Genomic DNA, 16557 nt, shown 5'->3' on the forward strand with positions numbered 1-16557 from the left:
GCGTCGTACGGGATCGGGGCGTGGGTCCACCCTGCGGCGCGCGGCCGCCGGTCCGCACCCCCTCGCCCGTACGGGCTCCTTGCTCAACGGCGGAGGAAGCCGCGCCCGGCGGCTCACGCCAGCCGGAACCACACCGCCTTGCGGTCCGGCCGGGCGCTGACGTCCCAGTCGTCGGCGTACGCCGCCACGAGCGCGAGCCCGCGGCCGTGCGTGTCGAGCCGGCCAGGTCGGTCGTCGCCGCGCCCGTGCGGCGGCCGGTGCCCGGCCGCGGAGTCGTACACGGAGACCGTGACGCGGCCGCCTGACAGCACCACCTCGACGGTGATCTCCCGCGTCTCCGTGTGCTGGTGGGCATTGGTCACCACCTCAGAGGTGCACAGCCGGGCCCGCTCCGCGAGCAGCGGGTTTCCGGCGCCGCGCAGGACCGACACCACCCAGTCCCTGGCGATGCGGGGTGTGTCCGGCCGGCTCGGAGCCACCATCCGGTAGGTGAGGGCGTCGCCGGCCCCGGGCTCGGCGGGGATCAAGACGCTCGTCTTCATGCTGCTTCTCCCAACGCGGTACGAGTTCGCGCGCCCCGCCGTGCGCTGCGTGCCGTGGCTCCGGCCGCCCCCGGGCAGCGCGCGCCAAGGCGCGCTCCAGCGGCTGCACTTCGGTCTTGTCGCGGTACGACGCGGTGCGACTCCAGACTGTAGCGATTCACGTACAACGCGTTGTACGGTTTGGGAAAACATCACGCGCAAGTGGACCTCGCCCGAGGCAACCGGCCAAGATGTGACCAACAGGAGGGAGTCCCATGCCGCCGAGGAAGGCTCCAACCGCCCGTCAGCGCCGGTTGGGAGCCGAGCTCCGAAAGATCCGTGAGCACGCCGGAATCTCGCTGACCGACGCAGCGACCCAACTGAGCACCGACCGCACCACGATGAGCAACGTCGAGAGCGGACGGTTCGGAGTCAGTAGCGAGCGAGTGCGCGCCTGGACGACCTACTACGGCTGTTCAGATGACACCTACGTCGAGGCACTGATCTCCATGGCGCAGGAACGGGGGCGCGGCTGGTGGGACGACTACCGCGACGACCTCTCGGCCGGCCTGCTGGACCTCTCCGAGATGGAGCACCACGCCGCCGCCATCCGCGTCGTCCAGATCATGCACGTGCCCGGCCTGCTCCAGACCGAGGACTACGCCAGGGCCGTCTTCGAAGAGGCCGTACCCTCCCTGCCGTCCGTGGTCATCCGGCGGCGATTGTCCCACCGCATGAGGCGCCGGGACGTTCTCGACCGCAAGGACCGTCCACAGTTCACTTTCCTGATCCATGAAGCCGCCCTGCGGATGAGGTTCGGCGGCGCGAAGGTCGCCGCGGGTCAGCTCGATTACCTACTCCAGCAATCCGAGCGGGAGAACGTCACCGTTAGGGTGATCCCGTTCACCGTGGGCGGGTTCCCCAACGCCGGCAGCTCAACGCTCTATGCCTACGGGCCCGTTCCGCAGCTCGACACCGTCCAGACGGACACGCCGAGCGGCCCCGCATTCCTCGACGCCGAGACGCGCCTCGCAAACTACCGCGCTGTGCTGGACCGGACCGAGGAGCGGTCGTACGACCCAGAACGGTCTCGCGATTTCATTCGCGAGGTGGCGCAACAAGTGTGAGGGCGTGAGAACAGTGGAGATTCAGTGGCGCAAATCCTCCAGATCGACTGACGCGGAGGGCAACTGCTTGGAAGTGGCGGTGAAGGACGGCGAGGTCCTGATCCGCGAGAGCGACGACCCGGGCGTCATCATCCGGACCACCCGGGCCAAGCTCCGGGCATTCATCGATGGAGCCGCTGCCGGCGAGTTCGACGACCTCGCCTGAGCGGCACCGCCCCCACCTTGACCCCCTGCCCACCTCGGGCGGGGGGTCAAGACTCTCCGCCCCCCGTCACCTCGGCAGACGCCAGTCTCACCCGTTAGACGTCAAACGGTTGATACCGATTCGTCGCCAGCGTTAATGTCGACGCACGTCGCGCCAGCTGCATCGCCGCGACACGACCCTGCCCAGCCTTGCGCCAGTTGGGACGGGTTCACCGTTGCCCCCTCTCAGCTGCTCGTCAGAGTCAGAGGGGGCAACCCGCCGCATCGGCAGGAGTACAACGCATGTGCCACACACGCCCTCAGCACTCCCCCACACGCTCCGACCGGCCCGCTCGGGACTGCACGGTGGCGATCCGCACCGGGTACTGGTTCGAGGCCGTCTGCCATCGGGACGGCGACGACCGGTGTCCCGAGCTGCTGTACCGGACCATGCTGGAGACGCCCGAGCGGGCGATCCGGCTGGTCCGGATGCAGATCCGGACCACGCATCCGTTCGACCTGTCCCCCGCCGAGGTCGACCGCGCGCTCGCGTGGGCCGACGGCGGCGGCCGGGTCCAGGCCCTCGCCGCCCTGCACCGCGGCGAACCCGCCGGGTTCAGCATCGTGTTGCGTGACGGGCGCCGTCCCGAGTGGCGCGTCCTGCCCGTCGGTCGCCTCACACTGACCGTTCTCCACCCCTGACCAGCGGCCGATCCGCCCCCGGGATGCAGCCCGCAGGCCGATGTCCCGTTCGCAGGGCGGTGGTTAAGTTCGGGGCATGGAAATCTCACGGGGGAAGGCCGAAGGCGGTGCGCGGCAGGTCGGGGCCGGGTACCGGTGGCAGACGGCGGCGCTCTGGATCGGGGCCGGGCTGGCCACGCTCGTGCTCTCGAACATAGTGCTGCGGGTGCCGCTCGGGATCGGTGACCAAGCGTTCGGGCCGGGCCCGCTGCTCGTCGTGATCGCGCTGGCGGTTGCCACGGTCCTGGTGCGGCGGGCGCCGCTCGTCACTCTTTCGCTGATGTTGGTCACCGCGTGCGCGCTGATATTCGTGACGAACACGCCGGAGATGACGTTCGTCCCGGTGCTGGCCGCCGCTGTGGCACTCGGTCGCGTCGCCTCCTCCCGTCCCCGACGGGTGGCGCTGACGGCGGTCGCCTTCACCGTGCTGGCCGTGCTCCTGGGGCAGCTCGCCCGGCCCGTCCTCAGCGACTCCGCGCTCGCGCTCGTGCAGAACCACCCCCGGCCCGTCCTCGTGGGCCCCGCGCTCGTACTCGCGCAGAGTCAGCTGCCGATCGTCGTACTGGCCTGGCTGATCGGCGACTCGGTGCGGCGCAGCCGCGAGACCGCCGCGCAGGAACAGGCCCGCGCCACCGAGCAGGCCCTCTCCGAGGAGCGGCTGCGCATCGCCCGCGAGCTGCACGACCTGGTGGCCCACAGCATCGGCATCATCGCCATCCAGGCCGGAGTCGGCAGCCGAGTCATCGACAAGCAGCCCGGACAGGCCCGCGAAGCCCTGCAAGCCATCGAGGCCACGAGTCGGGACACCCTGGCGAGCCTGCGCCGCACGTTGGTGGCGCTACGTCGCAGCGAACCCGCACCGCTGGCCCCCGCGCCCGGGCTCGACGGGCTGGAGCAGCTCGCGGCCACGACCGCGAGCGACACCGGGGTCCGGATCGAGGTGGTCCGGTCGGGGGCGCGGCGGCCCCTGCCCCAGGACATCGAGCTGGCCGCGTACCGGATCGTGCAGGAGTCCCTGACCAACGTGGTCCGGCACGCCGGGGCGGCCACCTGCAGGGTGGCCGTCGCGTACGGGCGGGGGGAACTGGCCCTGGAGATCACTGACGACGGACAAGACGTCCCGTCCGGGCACGGCGGCAGCGGCTTCGGGATCACCGGCATGCGGGAGCGGGCCGCGCTGCTCGGCGGCCGGTTCGAGGCGGGGCCCGTACCCGGGGGCGGCTTCCGGGTGACGGCCGGCCTGCCCCTCGATCCGGCCGACCCGCAGGACACCGGGGGCAAGAGCGAGAACGAGCACGAGCACGAGCACGAGTACGTGAAGGAAGGGAAGCAATGAGCGGGAGCATCCGCGTCCTGCTGGCCGACGACCAGCCGCTGGTGCGGTCGGGGCTGCGTGTCCTGATGACCGACACCCCGGACCTGGAAGTCGTCGGCGAGGCCGCGAACGGCGCCGAGGCGGTCCGGCTCACCGCCGAGCTCGACCCGGACGTGGTGGTGATGGACATCCGGATGCCCGAGATGGACGGCATCGAGGCCACACGTCAGATCACCGCTGCCCGCCCCGGCGCCCACGTCCTCATCCTCACCACCTTCGACGAGGACGACCACGTCTACGGGGCACTGCGCGCCGGTGCCAGCGGCTTCGCCGTGAAGGACATGGCGCTGGACGACATCCTGGCGGCCATCCGCGTCGTCGCCTCCGGTGACGCCCTGCTCGCGCCGGGCGTGACGCGCCGCCTGATAGCCGACCTCGCCGCGGCCCCGGCGCCCGCCCCGGAGCGGGTGCCGGTCGTCACCGAACGGGAGCAGGAGGTCCTGACGCTGGTGGGGCGCGGCCTGTCGAACAGTGAGATCGCGGAAAGCCTGTTCATCTCGGTGGCCACCGCGAAGTCGCACGTGGCGCGGTTGCTGACGAAGCTGGATGCGCGCGACCGGGTCCAACTGGTGATCAAAGCCTATGAGATGGGGCTGGTCACGCCGCCTCGATGAGGTCGCCCGGCAGCGGGCCCGGGGCCGGTGCACACGGGTGCGGTACAGCGGGTGGCGGCGTACAGTCGCGCACGCCCCGAGCGCGGCACGGCAGCCGCCACCCCCGCGACCCGCACTCGTCAAGGCCGTCCCTTGGCGTCCCCTCGCGACGAATCGCTCCACACCAGGGTGATCAACAGTTGACGAACCGTCAACACCTCGTTAGAGGTACACGCGCGGTTCCCGGATCGACCCGAAAGTTTCACGCGGGCCGTCCGTGCAGGTCGGAGGGGTTTCGGTGGCCTCGTCCGCGCGGTCGACCTCGCACCAGATCCGCTTGCCCGCACCCTCGCGCTGCCAGCCCCACCGGTCGGCCAGCCCGTCGACCAGCTCCAGTCCGCGGCCGCCGGTGTCCTCCCCGCAGGCCTGCCGACGGGACGGCGCACGGTCGCTGGCGTCGGCGACCTCCACTCGCACGCCCGGCCCGCCGAAGAGCATGCGCAGGACGGCCGGACACCCGGTGTGCACGACGGCGTTGGTGACCAGCTCGGAGATCAGCAGGATCAGCGTCTCGGCGAGCGGCTCGTCGTCCTTTATCCCGCACCCCGCCAGCCGGGACCGGGCCCACCGGCGGGCCCGGCCGACCTCGGCGGGGTCTGGCCCTACCTCCAGCTGCACCTGAAGCACCTGCACCGCTCACACCATCCGAACCGGCGGACACGTCGCCTTGTGACAGGACGGGATCACCGAACGTGATCCCTCTGTGCAGCAGCATGGTTGACATACAGTCACCACGACAAGCGCTTCAGGCATATTCCAGCGCGAAGATGGAGGCGTGGTGCATACTGTGCGGCGCTCACGCCGCGCTACCGCTCGCATTCCCGGGAGCGTACCGGAGCAGTCCTTCGCATCCGGGCCGCTTGGGGCCCTTCCAAGGACACAAACCGATATCAACTCTCTGTAATCGGACATGCGTCCCGCGTCAGGGGGTGGCGGTTGCCAGCAGGTCGTCCGCCAGCAGTCCTTCCGCCTCGTCGGCCGTCCGCCACTGCTGGGCCCGCAGCCAGGCCCGCTTCAGGTGCAGATGCACGTCGGCCTCCCAGGTGAAGCCCATGCCGCCGTACACCTGGAGGCAGTCCCGGGCATTGCCCACGGCGGTCTCGTCCGCGAGCACCTTCGCCCCCGCGATCTCCGCCGGGTCCGCCGTCACCGCGGCCGCGTACACCGCCGTACGAGCCAGCTCCGCGCGCACCAGCATCCCCGCGCACAGGTGCTTGACCGCCTGGAACGCCCCGATCGGCTGTCCGAACTGCTCGCGCTCCTTCGCATGGCGCACCGCCAGCTCCAGGGTGCGCAAGGCGCTGCCGAGCTGGAGGGCCGCGGTCAGCAGCGCCCCCACGTCGCGGAACGCAGCCGCCCGCCCGTCCGGTCGCCCCGCCGCGGCGCCGTCCGCCGGTGCGGGTACGGGTGCGGGTGCCGGTGCGGGGACCCGGTGCAGTGGGGTCAGCGGGTCCGCCGAGCGGACCGGCTCGCCCCTGCGCAGCAGTGCCGCCGGTGGCACCGCCGACCCGAGGACCGCATCCGCCTCGCCGAGGTGCGCCACCAGCGCCCCGCCGGTCACGGCCGCCCCGCCAACCCCCTCGCCTCCCGCCCCCACCAGGTCGAAGGCCGTGACCACCGCGGTGCCCAGGGCCGCGCCCGGGACCGTCCCGGCCGCCAGGTGTGTCGCCACCAGCGGCCCCGGCAGCAGTGCCCGCCCGGCCTCCTCGAAGACGAGCACCGTCTCCGCGAGCCCGAGCCCGACCCCGCCGTCCGCCTCCGGCAGCCGCAGCGCGAAGAACCCGGCCTCCCCCAGTTCCCGCCACAGCTCCCGGTCGACGGCCGCGGCGGCCGTGCCGCCGCCGGTCCCACTGCCCGCCGGGGCGTCCACGGCGGCCCGTAGCGCCTCCCGCCCGTACCGGCGCGCCAGCAGCTCCCGTACGCCCGCGCGCAGGTCCCGCTGCTCCTGCGTCGGCTGGAAGTCCACGCCCCTCACCGGCCCTTCGGAAGGCCGAGGATCCGCTCGGCGACGATGTTGCGCTGGATCTGCGAGGTGCCCGCCGCGATCGTGTACGACAGGGAGGACAGCCGCTCGCGCACCCACTCCTCGTCCAGCACCAGCGAGCCCGCGCCCAGCACCTCGGCGGCCGCGTCGTACAGTTCCTGCCGCGCGTGCGAGTAGGCGAGCTTGAACACCGACCCGCCGGTCCCCGGGACTCCCCCGGATCGCTGCGCCTCGCTCACGTTCCACTGGGTGAGCCGCCACAGTGCGCCGAACTCCGCGTGGAGCCGGCCCAGGCGGCGCCGCAGCACCGGGTCGTCCCAGCGGCCGTTCGCCCGCGCCGTGCGGGCGAGCTCGCCCAGGGTGCGCCGGCAGGCCACCACCTCCCCGACGAAGGCCGTGCCCCGCTCGAAGGAGAGGGTGACCATGGTGACCCGCCAGCCGTCGTTCTCCTCCCCGACCCGGTTGGCGACCGGGACGCGCACCTCGTCGAGGAACATTTCGGCGAACTCGGCGCTCCCGGCCAGGGTGCGCAGCGGCCTGACCGTCACCCCGGGGGCGTCCATGGGCATGGCGAGCCAGGAGATCCCCCGGTGGCGCGGGGCCCCGGGGTCGGTGCGGACGAGGAGTTCGCACCAGTCGGCGATCTCGGCGTGCGAGGTCCAGACCTTCGAACCGGTGACGACGTACGCGTCGCCGTCGCGGACCGCGCGCGTGCGCAGGGAGGCCAGGTCGGAGCCGGCGCCGGGCTCGCTGAAGCCCTGGCACCACACCTCGTCGCCGCGCAGGACGGGCGGCAGCCAGCGCGCCCGCTGTGCGGCGGTGCCCTCGGCGGCGATGGTCGGGCCCGCGTGCAGCAGTCCGACGAAGTTCGCGCCGACGTAGGGCGCCCCCGCGCGCTCGGTCTCCTCCAGGAAGATCAGGTGCTGGGTGGGGGTGGCTCCGCGCCCACCGGCGTCGACGGGCCAGTGCAGGCCCGCGTACCCGGCGTCGTACAGCCGGCGCTGCCAGCCGAGGTCGTAGGCGCGGCGGCCGGGCCAGTCGTCCGGGGACGGCTTCGGGGGCAGCTCGGGCAGCACCTCGGCGAGCCAGGCGCGCAGCCGGGCCCGGAACTCCTGCTCCTCCTCGGTGTACGCGAGGTCCACTACCGCCCCGCCCCGACCCTGTCGCGGTCCAGGTCGAGGCCGAGCATGCGGATGGCGTTGCCGCGCATCAGCTTGTAGACGGTCTCCTCGTCGAGGCCCTTGACGTGGTCGAGGGCGACTTCCTTGGTGTGCGGGAAGGTCGAGTCCACGTGCGGGTAGTCGGTCTCGAAGGTGGCGTTGTCGCGGCCGACGACGTCGAGGGAGGAGATGCCGTGCTTGTCGCGGAAGAAGCAGCAGAACATCTGCCGGTAGTAGTACGTGGACGGCGGCTCCGGGATCAGGTCGCGGACCCCGCCCCACGCCCGGTGCTCCTGCCATACGTCGTCGGCGCGTTCCAGGGCGTAGGGGATCCACCCCATCTGGCCCTCGCTGTAGGCGAGCTTGAGCTGCGGGAACTTCACCAGGACCCCGCTGAAGAGGAAGTCCATCATCGAGGCCATGGCGTTGTTGAAGCTGAGCGAGGCCTGGACGGCGGGCGGGGCGTCGGGGGAGGCGGCCGGCATCTGGGACGAAGACCCGATGTGCATGTTGACGACCGTGCCGGTGTCCTGGCAGACGGCGAAGAAGGGGTCCCAGTACCCGGAGTGGATCGAGGGCAGGCCGAGGTGGGTGGGGATCTCGGAGAAGGTGACGGCCCGTACCCCGCGGGTGGCGTTGCGGCGGATCTCGGCGACCGCCAGGTCGATGTCCCAGAGGGGGATGATGCACAGCGGGATCAGCCGGCCGCCGCTGTCGCCGCACCACTCCTCGACCATCCAGTCGTTGTAGGCGCGCACGCAGGCGAGGGCGACCTCCTTGTCACGGGCCTCGGCGAAGGTCTGGCCGCAGAAGCGGGGGAAGGTGGGGAAGCAGAGGGAGGCCTCGACGTGGTTGAGGTCCATGTCGGCGAGCCGGGCCCCGGGGTCCCAGCAGCCGCGGCGCATCTCGGCGCGGGTGATGCCCTCCAGGGTCATGTCGTCGCGGTCGAAGCCGACGGCGGCGATGTTCCGCTTGTACGGGAACTTCAGGTCCTCGTAGATCCACCAGTCGGTCGGCGGGCCGTCCGGGTCCATGGTGATCACGTACTTGCCGCCGCGGTACTCCAGCTCGCCGATGCCGGCGGTGAGCGGCTTGGGGCCGCGGTCGCGGTACTTGGCGGGCAGCCAGACGTCGAAGAGGTGTGCGGGTTCGATGACGTGGTCGTCGACGCTGATGATCCGAGGCAGTTGCATGGTGTCCCCTCACCGCGAGCCGGATCGAGCCGGATCGAGCCGGACCTGATGGGCTGATCTGATGGACCGTCAGGAAATGCGGTCGCTCCACGCTAGCCCCGCCACCCCTGGACCGACAAGCGCCCCGGCCCTACGCTCTGCCGCATCATCTGACTGACCGTCAGCAACACGGTCGAACGGAGGGCTGCCATGCCGGGAACGACGCGGACGCCGGCCGACACCGCGCACGAACTGGACGACTCCCCCACCCTCTGGGCACTCGTCACCCGCCGGGCGGAGCTGACCCCCGACGCCCCCGTCCTGATCCAGGCGGCCCCGGACCCCACGGACGACCGGACGGTCACCTTCGGCGAGCTGCGCGACCGCGCCGAGCGCGTGGCGGCGGGCCTGTACGGGATGGGGGTGCGCCCGGGCACGGTCGTCGCCTGGCAGCTGCCCACCCGGATCGAGACGGTCCTGCTCTCCCTCGCCCTGGCTCGGATCGGGGCCGTCCAGTCACCCGTGATCCCCTTCTACCGGGACCGCGAGGTGGGCTTCGCGCTGCGCGAGTCCAAGGCCGAGTTCTTCGCCGTCCCCGGCGTCTGGCGGGGCTTCGACCACACCGCCATGGCCGGGCGGCTCGGGGCGCGCGGCGTCTTCCGGGCGTACGGGGCCGCCGACCTCCCGGACGGGGACCCGACCGTCCTGCCCGCGCCGCCCGCCGACGGCACCTCCGTACGCTGGATCTACTGGACCTCCGGCACCACCTCGGACCCCAAGGGCGTCCTGCACACCGACCGCTCGCTGATCGCCGGCGGCTCCTGCCTCGCCCACGCCCTGCGCCTCGGCCCGCAGGACGTCGGCTCGATGGCCTTCCCCTTCGCGCACATCGCCGGCCCCGACTACACCGTGATGCTGCTGCTGTACGGGTTCCCTGCGGTGCTAGTCGAGAAGTTCGCGATGCCGGACGCACTGGACGGCTACCGGCGCCACGGGGTCACGGTCGCGGGCGGCTCGACGGCCTTCTACTCGATGTTCCTCGCCGAGCAGCGCAAGAACCCGTCCGAGCCGATCGTCCCCACCCTCCGCCTGCTCGCGGGCGGAGGCGCCCCGAAGCCGCCGGAGCTGTACCACGCGGTGGTCCGCGAGCTGGGCTGCCAACTCACCCACGGCTACGGCATGACCGAGGTACCCATGATCACCATGGGCTCACCGGACGACACGGCGGAGCACCTCGCCGCCACCGAGGGCCGCCCGCCGGCCCGCATGTCGATCCGCATCACCACGCCCGACGGCACCCCGGTGCCCGCCGGCGGGGAGGGCGAAGTCCGGCTGCGCGGCGAGGCGGTCTGCCGGGGCTACCTGAACCAGGACGACACCGCGGGCCCCTTCGACCCGGACGGCTACCTGATCACCGGCGACCTCGGCCGGCTCACTCCCGACGGCTACCTCGTCCTCACCGGTCGCAGCAAGGACGTCATCATCCGCAAGGGCGAGAACATCTCGGCGAAGGAGATCGAGGACCTGGCCCACCTGCTCCCGGAGGTCGGCGACATCGCCGTCATAGGCTTGCCGGACCCGGAGCGCGGAGAACGCGTCTGCGCCGTCGTGGAACAGCCGTCGGGCGCGGGACCACTGACCCTGCACCGGCTGACGGACCACCTCCGCGCCCAGGGCCTGGCCCCCCACAAACTCCCGGAGCAGCTGGAACTCCTCGAAGCCCTCCCCCGCAACGAGGCCCTGCGCAAGGTCCTCAAGTACAAGCTCCGGGAACGCTTCGCGTAGGCCGCGGGAGCGGACCGGCCGGCCGGCCGGAGGGAGCGGGCCGGCCGGAGGGAGCGGGCCGGCCCGCTCCGTGACGCCTCAGGCGTCCGGGGCCTCCACGCCGCAGTACGACGCGAAGGCGGCGAGGAGACCGTCCTCCGAGAGGCGGCCGTCGCCGTCCGTGTCCAGGGTCGCCGCCACCGCGTCCGCCACCTCCTCCGGGGTGCCCAGGACGCGCAGGACGCGGGCCGCCCCGGCCGGGGTCACGCCCGCGCCGTCCCCGTCGGCCACCGCGATCACCGCGTGCAGGAACGGCCGCGCGATCTCCGCGAACCGCTGCGGGTTGTCCCGCAGCCGCTTCGCCGCGCCGGTGATGAATTCCTGGCGGGTCACCCGCTGGTCGCCGTCGACGTCCGCGATGCCGGCCATCCCCTGCCAGAACGCCTCCGCGCCCGCGAACACGGCCTGGCCCTTCTCCGACCGCGGGGCCGTGCCGAATTCGGCCAGCACCGCCCTGGCGGCCGCGCTGAAGTCCTGGCGGTCGATATACCCGTTGCCGTCCTGGTCGAAGGTGGCGAATCGGGCGGCGATCTTGCGCTCGTATTCTGCGCTGTCCATATCGGGGGCTCCGCCTTCACATGTGCTGTGGGGTGCAGTTCAAGACAAGCCAGGAGCGTAAGCCCTTCACGGCCCGCGCGTTAAGCGAAGGTGTCAAGGAGGCTGCCGCATCGAACCCGCGCACGGGGAGCGCGGCGGGGCGCGCACATCCGTGCCCGTGTGCCGGACCCATGTGCCGCGCCGCACCCTTGCGTTCACACCCCGTCACGGCCCGTCCGCGGCAGGCCACTCTTCCAGGCGAGGTTGCCGCAAAACAGGCGGGCACCGGCCCGTGCCCATTACATTCGATGCGTCGACACACGGCTGGGGGCACGATGCCGAAGGACGCACCACCGCGCTGGGACCGCCGCATGCAGCAGCGGCTCGCCCGCGGCGAGGCCGCCGCACTCGGCGAGCTGTACGACCGTTTCGCCTCCCTCGTGCACGGCCTGGCCCACCGGGTGCTCGGTGACGAGACCGCAGCCGACCGGATCACCCGCGAGGTGTTCGGCTACATCTGGGAGAACCCGGACGCCTACGACCCCAAACAGGGCTCCATGCGCTCCTGGGTGGCCCGGATCACCCAGGGCCGGGCCGTCGCCCGGCTGCGCCAGACCGAACGGGGCCGCGGCTCGCGCGAGGAACTGGAACAGAAGGTGCGCAGCGCCAGCGCCGCCGCCCGCGCCGACTACATCGTCACCTCGATGCCCGCGCCGCTGCGCGCCGCCCTGGAACTCGCGTACTTCAAGCGGCGCGACTACCGGCAGGCCGCCGCCGACCTGCAGATCAGCGAGGACGAGGCGCGGCGCCGGCTGCGCCTGGGACTGCAGTTGCTGTCGACCGCCAACGTCCTCCCGCCGGGGGACGCCGACCCGCCCGGATATGGAACGCCCCGATGAACGGTCCCGACGACGGACGCGACGGACATGACGGTCATGACGAGCACGAGGGACCCGAGGAGCGGCAGGTCGGCGGCCCGCCCCGGATACCGGGTCCGCGCGGGCCGGCCGACGACCTCGACCCGCGGCACGCACCCCGGCAGTCCCCCCAGCCGCGGCCCGGAGAGGTGCCGCAGCCGCGCCCGGAACGGCCGCTGTCCCCCGCACGGCCCGAGCGGGCCCCCGAGCCCCGTTCGCACGCCGTGCTGAAGTCGTTGCTCGGCGCGTGGGCGCTGGCCGCCTGTTCCGCCGAGGAGGTCCAGGCGGTGGAGGCCCACCTCACCGAGTGCGCGCCGTGCGCGGAGGAGGCACTGCGGCTGCGCGACGCGGTGGGGCTGCTGCACCTGGAGGAGAGCCTGGACCTGAAGCCGCTGCTGCGGTCGCGGGTGCTGGAGGACTGCCTGGGCAGGCGGCCCGCCCGGATCCCGGTCCCCGCGTGGGCGCGCCCGTACGACACGGAGACCGCGCGGCTGGACGCGCTGCTGCGGGACTTCGGCGACTCCGAGTGGGAGACCCCGGTCCGGCTGAAGTGGTTCGAGGAGGAGCGCCGGCAGACCCGTCGAACGACGGTCGCCGGGGTGATCGGGCACCTGCTCACGGTGGACGGGATGATCGCGAGCGCGCTCGGCCTGGACGACCCGCTGGGCCCGGAGGCGGTGCAGGACCGCGGCCCGGCGGCCCGTACGGAGCGCTACTGGGACTCCGCGCGGGCCGCCGGCCAGCCGATCACCCGGCAGGTCCGCGAGCCGTGGCGGGAGCAGGGCCACGCGCTGGTGCGGACGGTGTCGTTCGCGGGGCGGGGGGTGGCGGAGCTGTCCGTGGACTACGGGCACTTCGCGCTGCCGCTCGGGGACGCGTTCCTGGAGCGGGCCTTCGAGTGCTGGGTGCACGCCTGGGACATCGCGGAGGCGGTGGACTACCCCTATGACCCGCCGTCGGGGCAGGACCTGCACCGGATGATCGACCTGGCGGCCCGGCTCCTGCCGAGCGCGCTGGCGCACCGCCGCCGGGCCGGGCTGGCGGCTCCGGCGCGGGGGCTGGTCGCGGCCGGGGCGCCCGGCCGGACCCTGCACCTGGAGATCGAGGGCTCGGGCGGCGGGAGCTGGGACATCGCCCTGGACTCGCCGGCCGCGAAGCCGTCGGCGGAGCACACGGTGGCGCGGATCGCGCTGGACGGGGCGGAGTTCTGCCAGCTGGCAGCCGGGCACATCTCGCCGGAGGAGGCGGCCGTCGGTCAGCACGGTGACCGGGAGGCGATCCGCGACGTGCTCTTCGCCGCCGCGTCCCTCAGCCACCTCTGAGCCGCCCGCCCGGACCTCGCCGGCCCTGCGGCACCGGCCCTGAACCGCCGGCCGGGCGGCCCGTGCGGGCGCCCGGGCCGGAGGGCCGTCAGGCGAAGACGACCGTGCGGGTGCCGTTGAGCAGGACGCGGTGCTCGCTGTGCCACTTCACGGCCCGCGCCAGTGCCTGGCACTCCACGTCCCGGCCGATCGCCACGAGCTGGTCCGGGGTGACCTCGTGCCCGACCCGCTCGACCTCCTGCTCGATGATCGGCCCCTCGTCGAGGTCGGCCGTCACGTAGTGCGCGGTGGCACCGATCAGCTTCACGCCCCGGGCGTGCGCCTGGTGGTACGGCTTGGCGCCCTTGAAGCTCGGCAGGAAGGAGTGGTGGATGTTGATGATGCGACCGCTGAGCTCCTTGCACAGGGTGTCCGACAGCACCTGCATGTACCGCGCCAGGACGACGAGCTCCACGTTCTCGGCGCGGACCAGCTCCAGCAGCTGCGCCTCCGCATCCGCCTTGGTGTCCTTCGTCACGGGAATGTGGTGGAAGGGGATGTCGTACGAGCGCACCAGCTCTTGGAAGTCGGTGTGGTTCGAGACGACGGCCGCGATGTCCACCGGCAGGGCCCCGATCCGGGTGCGGAACAGCAGGTCGTTCAGGCAGTGCCCGAACTTCGAGACCATCAGCACGATCCGCATGCGCTCGTCGGACCGGTGGATCTCCCAGTCCATCCGGAACGAGTCGCCGATGGCGGCGAAGCTGGCCCGCAGCTTCTCCACGGAAACGGGCGGCTCGGCCGAGAAGTGCACCCGCATGAAGAAGAGGCCGGTGTCGTGGTCGCCGAACTGCCGGCTGTCCTCGATGTTGCATCCGGTCATGAACAGGTAACTGGACACGGCGTGCACGATGCCCTGCTTGTCCGGGCAGGACAGGGTCAGTACGTACTGCTGGGGGGCCTGGGGCTGCGGGTGGTCGCTCATGGCACCACAGCCTTTCACACCGGGCGGGTGAGGATCCTCAGCAGTTCCAGCGAGCGGGGCGCCGCATCGGGGTCCTCGCCGTCCGCCTGCGCGAGCCGTACGTGCGCCTCGCGGGCGGCGCGCACCGCCTCGGGCCAGGAGGGGTGCTCCAGGTAGGCGGAGACGGGGGCGTCGGGGCCGACCTGGTGGAGGATGCGGAGCACGCGGAGGACGGCGGCGTCGACGAGGGTGGCTTCCTGCGCATCGCGGAAGATCGTGCCGACGTACTTCTCGGCGGACCAGCTGTCCAGCCAGGTGTCCTCGACGAGCCGGTAGACGGCGTCGGTGACGTCCCCGTATCCGTCGGCGCCCGCGAGCCAGACCTCTTCCTGGAAGGCCGGATCGGAAAGCATGTGCAGCGCCGAGCGCACATTGCTGCGCCAGCGCCACCACGGCATGTCGTTCAGGGGCATGCCGCCCATGGTGGAGGAGCGGCCGCCACGTGGGGAAGGGTTCTTCGAACCTTGGGCGAATGTCACGCTTTCGATCGTACGTTCCGGTCTGACGCGATCTTGAAGCGCCTGTGCAGGATCACATCCTTGTCATTCACCTGGATGTCACCGTTTGTTATGTCCATCTCACTTCCGAGTTACCCGTGGGGCGGAATGGTGCTGGGACATGACCGACCGGCGACGCACAACTCCCCTTCTCCGCACCGCGATTGCTGCCGCGACGGGCGCGTGTCTCCTCGTCGGCTGCGGCGTGCTCCCCGGGAGCTCGGGCGGCCCCGCGGACACCATCACGGTCATGACCTTCGCCCCGCAGGACACCAAGGCGACCAACATGCCGGGAATGACCGGCATGGCCAAGGCGTACGAGAACTGGGCCAACGCCGCGGGCGGGATCAACGGCCACAAACTGCGCGTGATCACGTGCAACGAGAAGAACACCCCGTCGGGCGCCGCCGACTGCGCCCGCAAGGCCATCGCCGAGAAGGCCGTCGCCGTCGTCGGCTCCTACAGCCAGCACGGAAGGGCCTTCATGGCCCCGCTGGAGGTCGAGGGCATCCCCTTCATCGGCGGCTACGGGGTCTCCGCCGAGGAATTCCAGAGCAACCTCTCCTTCCCCGTCAACGGCGGCCAGCCCGTGCTCCTCGCCGGCGCCGGCCGGCAGCTGGGCCGCGCCTGCAACCAGGTGGCACTGGTCCGGCCCGACACCCTCGCCGGCGACTCCATGCCGATCCTGCTCAACGCGGGCCTGAAGGCCGACGGCACCGGCAAGGCGGGCGAGGCCGCCGACATCCGCGCCGCCGAGGACTCCGCCGACCTCACGCCGCAGGCCCGCCAGGCCCTGGCCAGTTCCTCCGGCGGCAAGGACCGCGGCTGTGTGACGGCCGTGCTCGGCCAGCGCACCGAGACGTTCTTCGACGCCTTCCGCCGGGCCGACGACAAGCGCAGGAACCCGCAGATCGCCTCCGTGCTGGGCAGCGTCAGCCAGGCCCTCATCGACCGCACCGGCGGCCGGGAGAGCCCCTTCGAAGGAGCCCTCGTCACCAGCTGGTACCCCGTGTCGAGTGACCCGCTGTGGCAGCCGATGCGGAAGGTGATCTCCGAGCACGCCTTCGGCAACGACGCCGTGGACCCGGACGACAGCGGCACGCAGACCACCTGGATCGCGTACACCGTCCTCGGCGAGGCCCTCAAGCGCCTGAAGTCCGGCGAGGCCGTCACCCCGCACAAGGTGGCGCGCGCCTTGAACCAGTCCGAGCCGGTCCGGACCGGCGGTCTGACCCCCGACCTGAACTGGCGGTACGAGAACATGCGCGCCCTCGCCGGCTTCCCCCGCATCGTCAACGGGCGGGTCACCTTCCAGGTCGTCCAGTCCGGCCGGCTCGTCGCCCAGCAGGGCGAGCAGCCGATGGACATGACGCAGACCCTGGAACAGGCCCCCCGCGCCGCATGACACCGGCCGGCAGGCCTGGCGGCCGCCCGCGGGGCGCTAGATGTTCTGTCCCGGGAGGTTGTGGACGGGTGATGCAGGTCTCGGTTGAGGGATCTTGAAATGGGTGAGGGCCTTCTGGCCTGGTGTGGATTGCGAC

At 72.0% G+C, this 16557-nt stretch carries 17 protein-coding genes; 9 read left to right on the forward strand and 8 right to left on the reverse strand.

Annotated elements, in window-relative coordinates:
- Nucleotides 1-113: 113 nt before the first annotated feature.
- Nucleotides 114-542: an ATP-binding protein gene (locus tag ACFV7Q_RS26270; protein WP_385431852.1), complete on the reverse strand. Its 429-nt coding sequence runs from the start codon at nucleotides 540-542 to the stop codon at nucleotides 114-116.
- 254 nt (nucleotides 543-796) lie between these two features.
- Between ACFV7Q_RS26270 and ACFV7Q_RS26275 the strand changes: the two genes are divergently transcribed.
- From ACFV7Q_RS26275 to ACFV7Q_RS26295, 5 genes are all read left to right on the forward strand, one after another.
- Complete coding sequence (locus ACFV7Q_RS26275; RefSeq protein WP_385431854.1) at nucleotides 797-1648, forward strand: Scr1 family TA system antitoxin-like transcriptional regulator; 852 nt, start codon at nucleotides 797-799, stop codon at nucleotides 1646-1648.
- A 13-nt stretch (nucleotides 1649-1661) separates the two neighbouring features.
- Nucleotides 1662-1853, forward strand: a complete 192-nt coding sequence (locus ACFV7Q_RS26280; protein WP_385431882.1) for a DUF397 domain-containing protein — start codon at nucleotides 1662-1664, stop codon at nucleotides 1851-1853.
- A 344-nt stretch (nucleotides 1854-2197) separates the two neighbouring features.
- Nucleotides 2198-2533 carry a hypothetical protein gene (locus tag ACFV7Q_RS26285; protein ID WP_385431856.1) on the forward strand — a complete coding sequence of 112 codons (336 nt, stop codon included), beginning with the start codon at nucleotides 2198-2200 and terminating at the stop codon, nucleotides 2531-2533.
- Between the two features lie 76 nt (nucleotides 2534-2609).
- Complete coding sequence (locus ACFV7Q_RS26290) at nucleotides 2610-3908, forward strand: sensor histidine kinase (protein ID WP_385431857.1); 1299 nt, start codon at nucleotides 2610-2612, stop codon at nucleotides 3906-3908.
- The gene (locus ACFV7Q_RS26295; protein WP_385431859.1) at nucleotides 3905-4561 is read left to right on the forward strand and encodes a response regulator; all 657 of its coding nucleotides are present in this window, start codon (nucleotides 3905-3907) and stop codon (nucleotides 4559-4561) included. Before ACFV7Q_RS26290 ends, ACFV7Q_RS26295 begins: the two co-directional genes overlap by 4 nt.
- Before the next feature lie 201 nt (nucleotides 4562-4762).
- On the opposite strand, the gene ACFV7Q_RS26300 is transcribed toward ACFV7Q_RS26295, so the two are convergent.
- From ACFV7Q_RS26300 to ACFV7Q_RS26315, 4 genes are all read right to left on the reverse strand, one after another.
- Nucleotides 4763-5233, reverse strand: coding sequence for an ATP-binding protein (locus ACFV7Q_RS26300; protein WP_385431861.1), 471 nt, complete (start codon nucleotides 5231-5233; stop codon nucleotides 4763-4765).
- 289 nt (nucleotides 5234-5522) lie between these two features.
- Entirely contained in the window at nucleotides 5523-6566 is a 1044-nt protein-coding gene (locus ACFV7Q_RS26305) for an acyl-CoA dehydrogenase family protein (RefSeq protein ID WP_385431863.1), read from the reverse strand.
- A gap of 5 nt (nucleotides 6567-6571) precedes the next feature.
- Nucleotides 6572-7726, reverse strand: a complete 1155-nt coding sequence (locus ACFV7Q_RS26310) for an acyl-CoA dehydrogenase (protein WP_385431864.1) — start codon at nucleotides 7724-7726, stop codon at nucleotides 6572-6574.
- On the reverse strand, nucleotides 7726-8937 hold the full coding sequence (locus tag ACFV7Q_RS26315) for an amidohydrolase family protein (protein ID WP_385431866.1): 1212 nt from the start codon (nucleotides 8935-8937) through the stop codon (nucleotides 7726-7728). The genes ACFV7Q_RS26310 and ACFV7Q_RS26315 overlap by 1 nt, the downstream gene beginning before the upstream one ends.
- A gap of 189 nt (nucleotides 8938-9126) precedes the next feature.
- Between ACFV7Q_RS26315 and ACFV7Q_RS26320 the strand changes: the two genes are divergently transcribed.
- A complete protein-coding gene (locus tag ACFV7Q_RS26320) occupies nucleotides 9127-10701 on the forward strand; it encodes a class I adenylate-forming enzyme family protein (RefSeq protein ID WP_385431867.1) in 1575 nt (524 codons plus the stop codon).
- A gap of 78 nt (nucleotides 10702-10779) precedes the next feature.
- Here the strand turns inward: ACFV7Q_RS26320 and ACFV7Q_RS26325 are convergent, their stop codons facing one another.
- Nucleotides 10780-11298, reverse strand: coding sequence for an EF-hand domain-containing protein (locus tag ACFV7Q_RS26325; protein ID WP_385431869.1), 519 nt, complete (start codon nucleotides 11296-11298; stop codon nucleotides 10780-10782).
- Between the two features lie 314 nt (nucleotides 11299-11612).
- On the opposite strand from ACFV7Q_RS26325, the gene ACFV7Q_RS26330 reads away from it, so the two are divergent.
- Nucleotides 11613-12176 carry a sigma-70 family RNA polymerase sigma factor gene (locus ACFV7Q_RS26330; RefSeq protein ID WP_385431871.1) on the forward strand — a complete coding sequence of 188 codons (564 nt, stop codon included), beginning with the start codon at nucleotides 11613-11615 and terminating at the stop codon, nucleotides 12174-12176.
- A complete protein-coding gene (locus ACFV7Q_RS26335; RefSeq protein WP_385431873.1) occupies nucleotides 12173-13516 on the forward strand; it encodes a zf-HC2 domain-containing protein in 1344 nt (447 codons plus the stop codon). Before ACFV7Q_RS26330 ends, ACFV7Q_RS26335 begins: the two co-directional genes overlap by 4 nt.
- 88 nt (nucleotides 13517-13604) lie before the next feature.
- Here the strand turns inward: ACFV7Q_RS26335 and purU are convergent, their stop codons facing one another.
- Nucleotides 13605-14480, reverse strand: a complete 876-nt coding sequence (gene purU, locus ACFV7Q_RS26340) for a formyltetrahydrofolate deformylase (RefSeq protein WP_385431875.1) — start codon at nucleotides 14478-14480, stop codon at nucleotides 13605-13607.
- Between the two features lie 14 nt (nucleotides 14481-14494).
- Nucleotides 14495-14941, reverse strand: a complete 447-nt coding sequence (locus tag ACFV7Q_RS26345) for a hypothetical protein (RefSeq protein WP_385431883.1) — start codon at nucleotides 14939-14941, stop codon at nucleotides 14495-14497.
- A gap of 196 nt (nucleotides 14942-15137) precedes the next feature.
- On the opposite strand from ACFV7Q_RS26345, the gene ACFV7Q_RS26350 reads away from it, so the two are divergent.
- A complete protein-coding gene (locus tag ACFV7Q_RS26350; RefSeq protein ID WP_385431876.1) occupies nucleotides 15138-16421 on the forward strand; it encodes an ABC transporter substrate-binding protein in 1284 nt (427 codons plus the stop codon).
- The last annotated feature ends 136 nt before the right edge of the window (nucleotides 16422-16557 follow it).

Source organism: Streptomyces sp. NPDC059851, from assembly GCF_042732005.1.
Lineage (GTDB): Bacteria > Actinomycetota > Actinomycetes > Streptomycetales > Streptomycetaceae > Streptomyces.

What these genes read in the sequence shown, in the direction of transcription:
- purU (WP_385431875.1), bottom strand. Translation starts at nt 14,480, where the DNA reads ATGAGCGACCACCCGCAGCCCCAGGCCCCCCAGCAGTACGTACTGACC.
- ACFV7Q_RS26315 (WP_385431866.1), bottom strand. Translation starts at nt 8,937, where the DNA reads ATGCAACTGCCTCGGATCATCAGCGTCGACGACCACGTCATCGAACCC.
- ACFV7Q_RS26335 (WP_385431873.1), top strand. Translation starts at nt 12,173, where the DNA reads ATGAACGGTCCCGACGACGGACGCGACGGACATGACGGTCATGACGAG.
- ACFV7Q_RS26345 (WP_385431883.1), bottom strand. Translation starts at nt 14,941, where the DNA reads ATGGGCGGCATGCCCCTGAACGACATGCCGTGGTGGCGCTGGCGCAGC.
- ACFV7Q_RS26270 (WP_385431852.1), bottom strand. Translation starts at nt 542, where the DNA reads ATGAAGACGAGCGTCTTGATCCCCGCCGAGCCCGGGGCCGGCGACGCC.
- ACFV7Q_RS26320 (WP_385431867.1), top strand. Translation starts at nt 9,127, where the DNA reads ATGCCGGGAACGACGCGGACGCCGGCCGACACCGCGCACGAACTGGAC.
- ACFV7Q_RS26290 (WP_385431857.1), top strand. Translation starts at nt 2,610, where the DNA reads ATGGAAATCTCACGGGGGAAGGCCGAAGGCGGTGCGCGGCAGGTCGGG.
- ACFV7Q_RS26330 (WP_385431871.1), top strand. Translation starts at nt 11,613, where the DNA reads ATGCCGAAGGACGCACCACCGCGCTGGGACCGCCGCATGCAGCAGCGG.
- ACFV7Q_RS26295 (WP_385431859.1), top strand. Translation starts at nt 3,905, where the DNA reads ATGAGCGGGAGCATCCGCGTCCTGCTGGCCGACGACCAGCCGCTGGTG.
- ACFV7Q_RS26275 (WP_385431854.1), top strand. Translation starts at nt 797, where the DNA reads ATGCCGCCGAGGAAGGCTCCAACCGCCCGTCAGCGCCGGTTGGGAGCC.
- ACFV7Q_RS26350 (WP_385431876.1), top strand. Translation starts at nt 15,138, where the DNA reads ATGACCGACCGGCGACGCACAACTCCCCTTCTCCGCACCGCGATTGCT.
- ACFV7Q_RS26325 (WP_385431869.1), bottom strand. Translation starts at nt 11,298, where the DNA reads ATGGACAGCGCAGAATACGAGCGCAAGATCGCCGCCCGATTCGCCACC.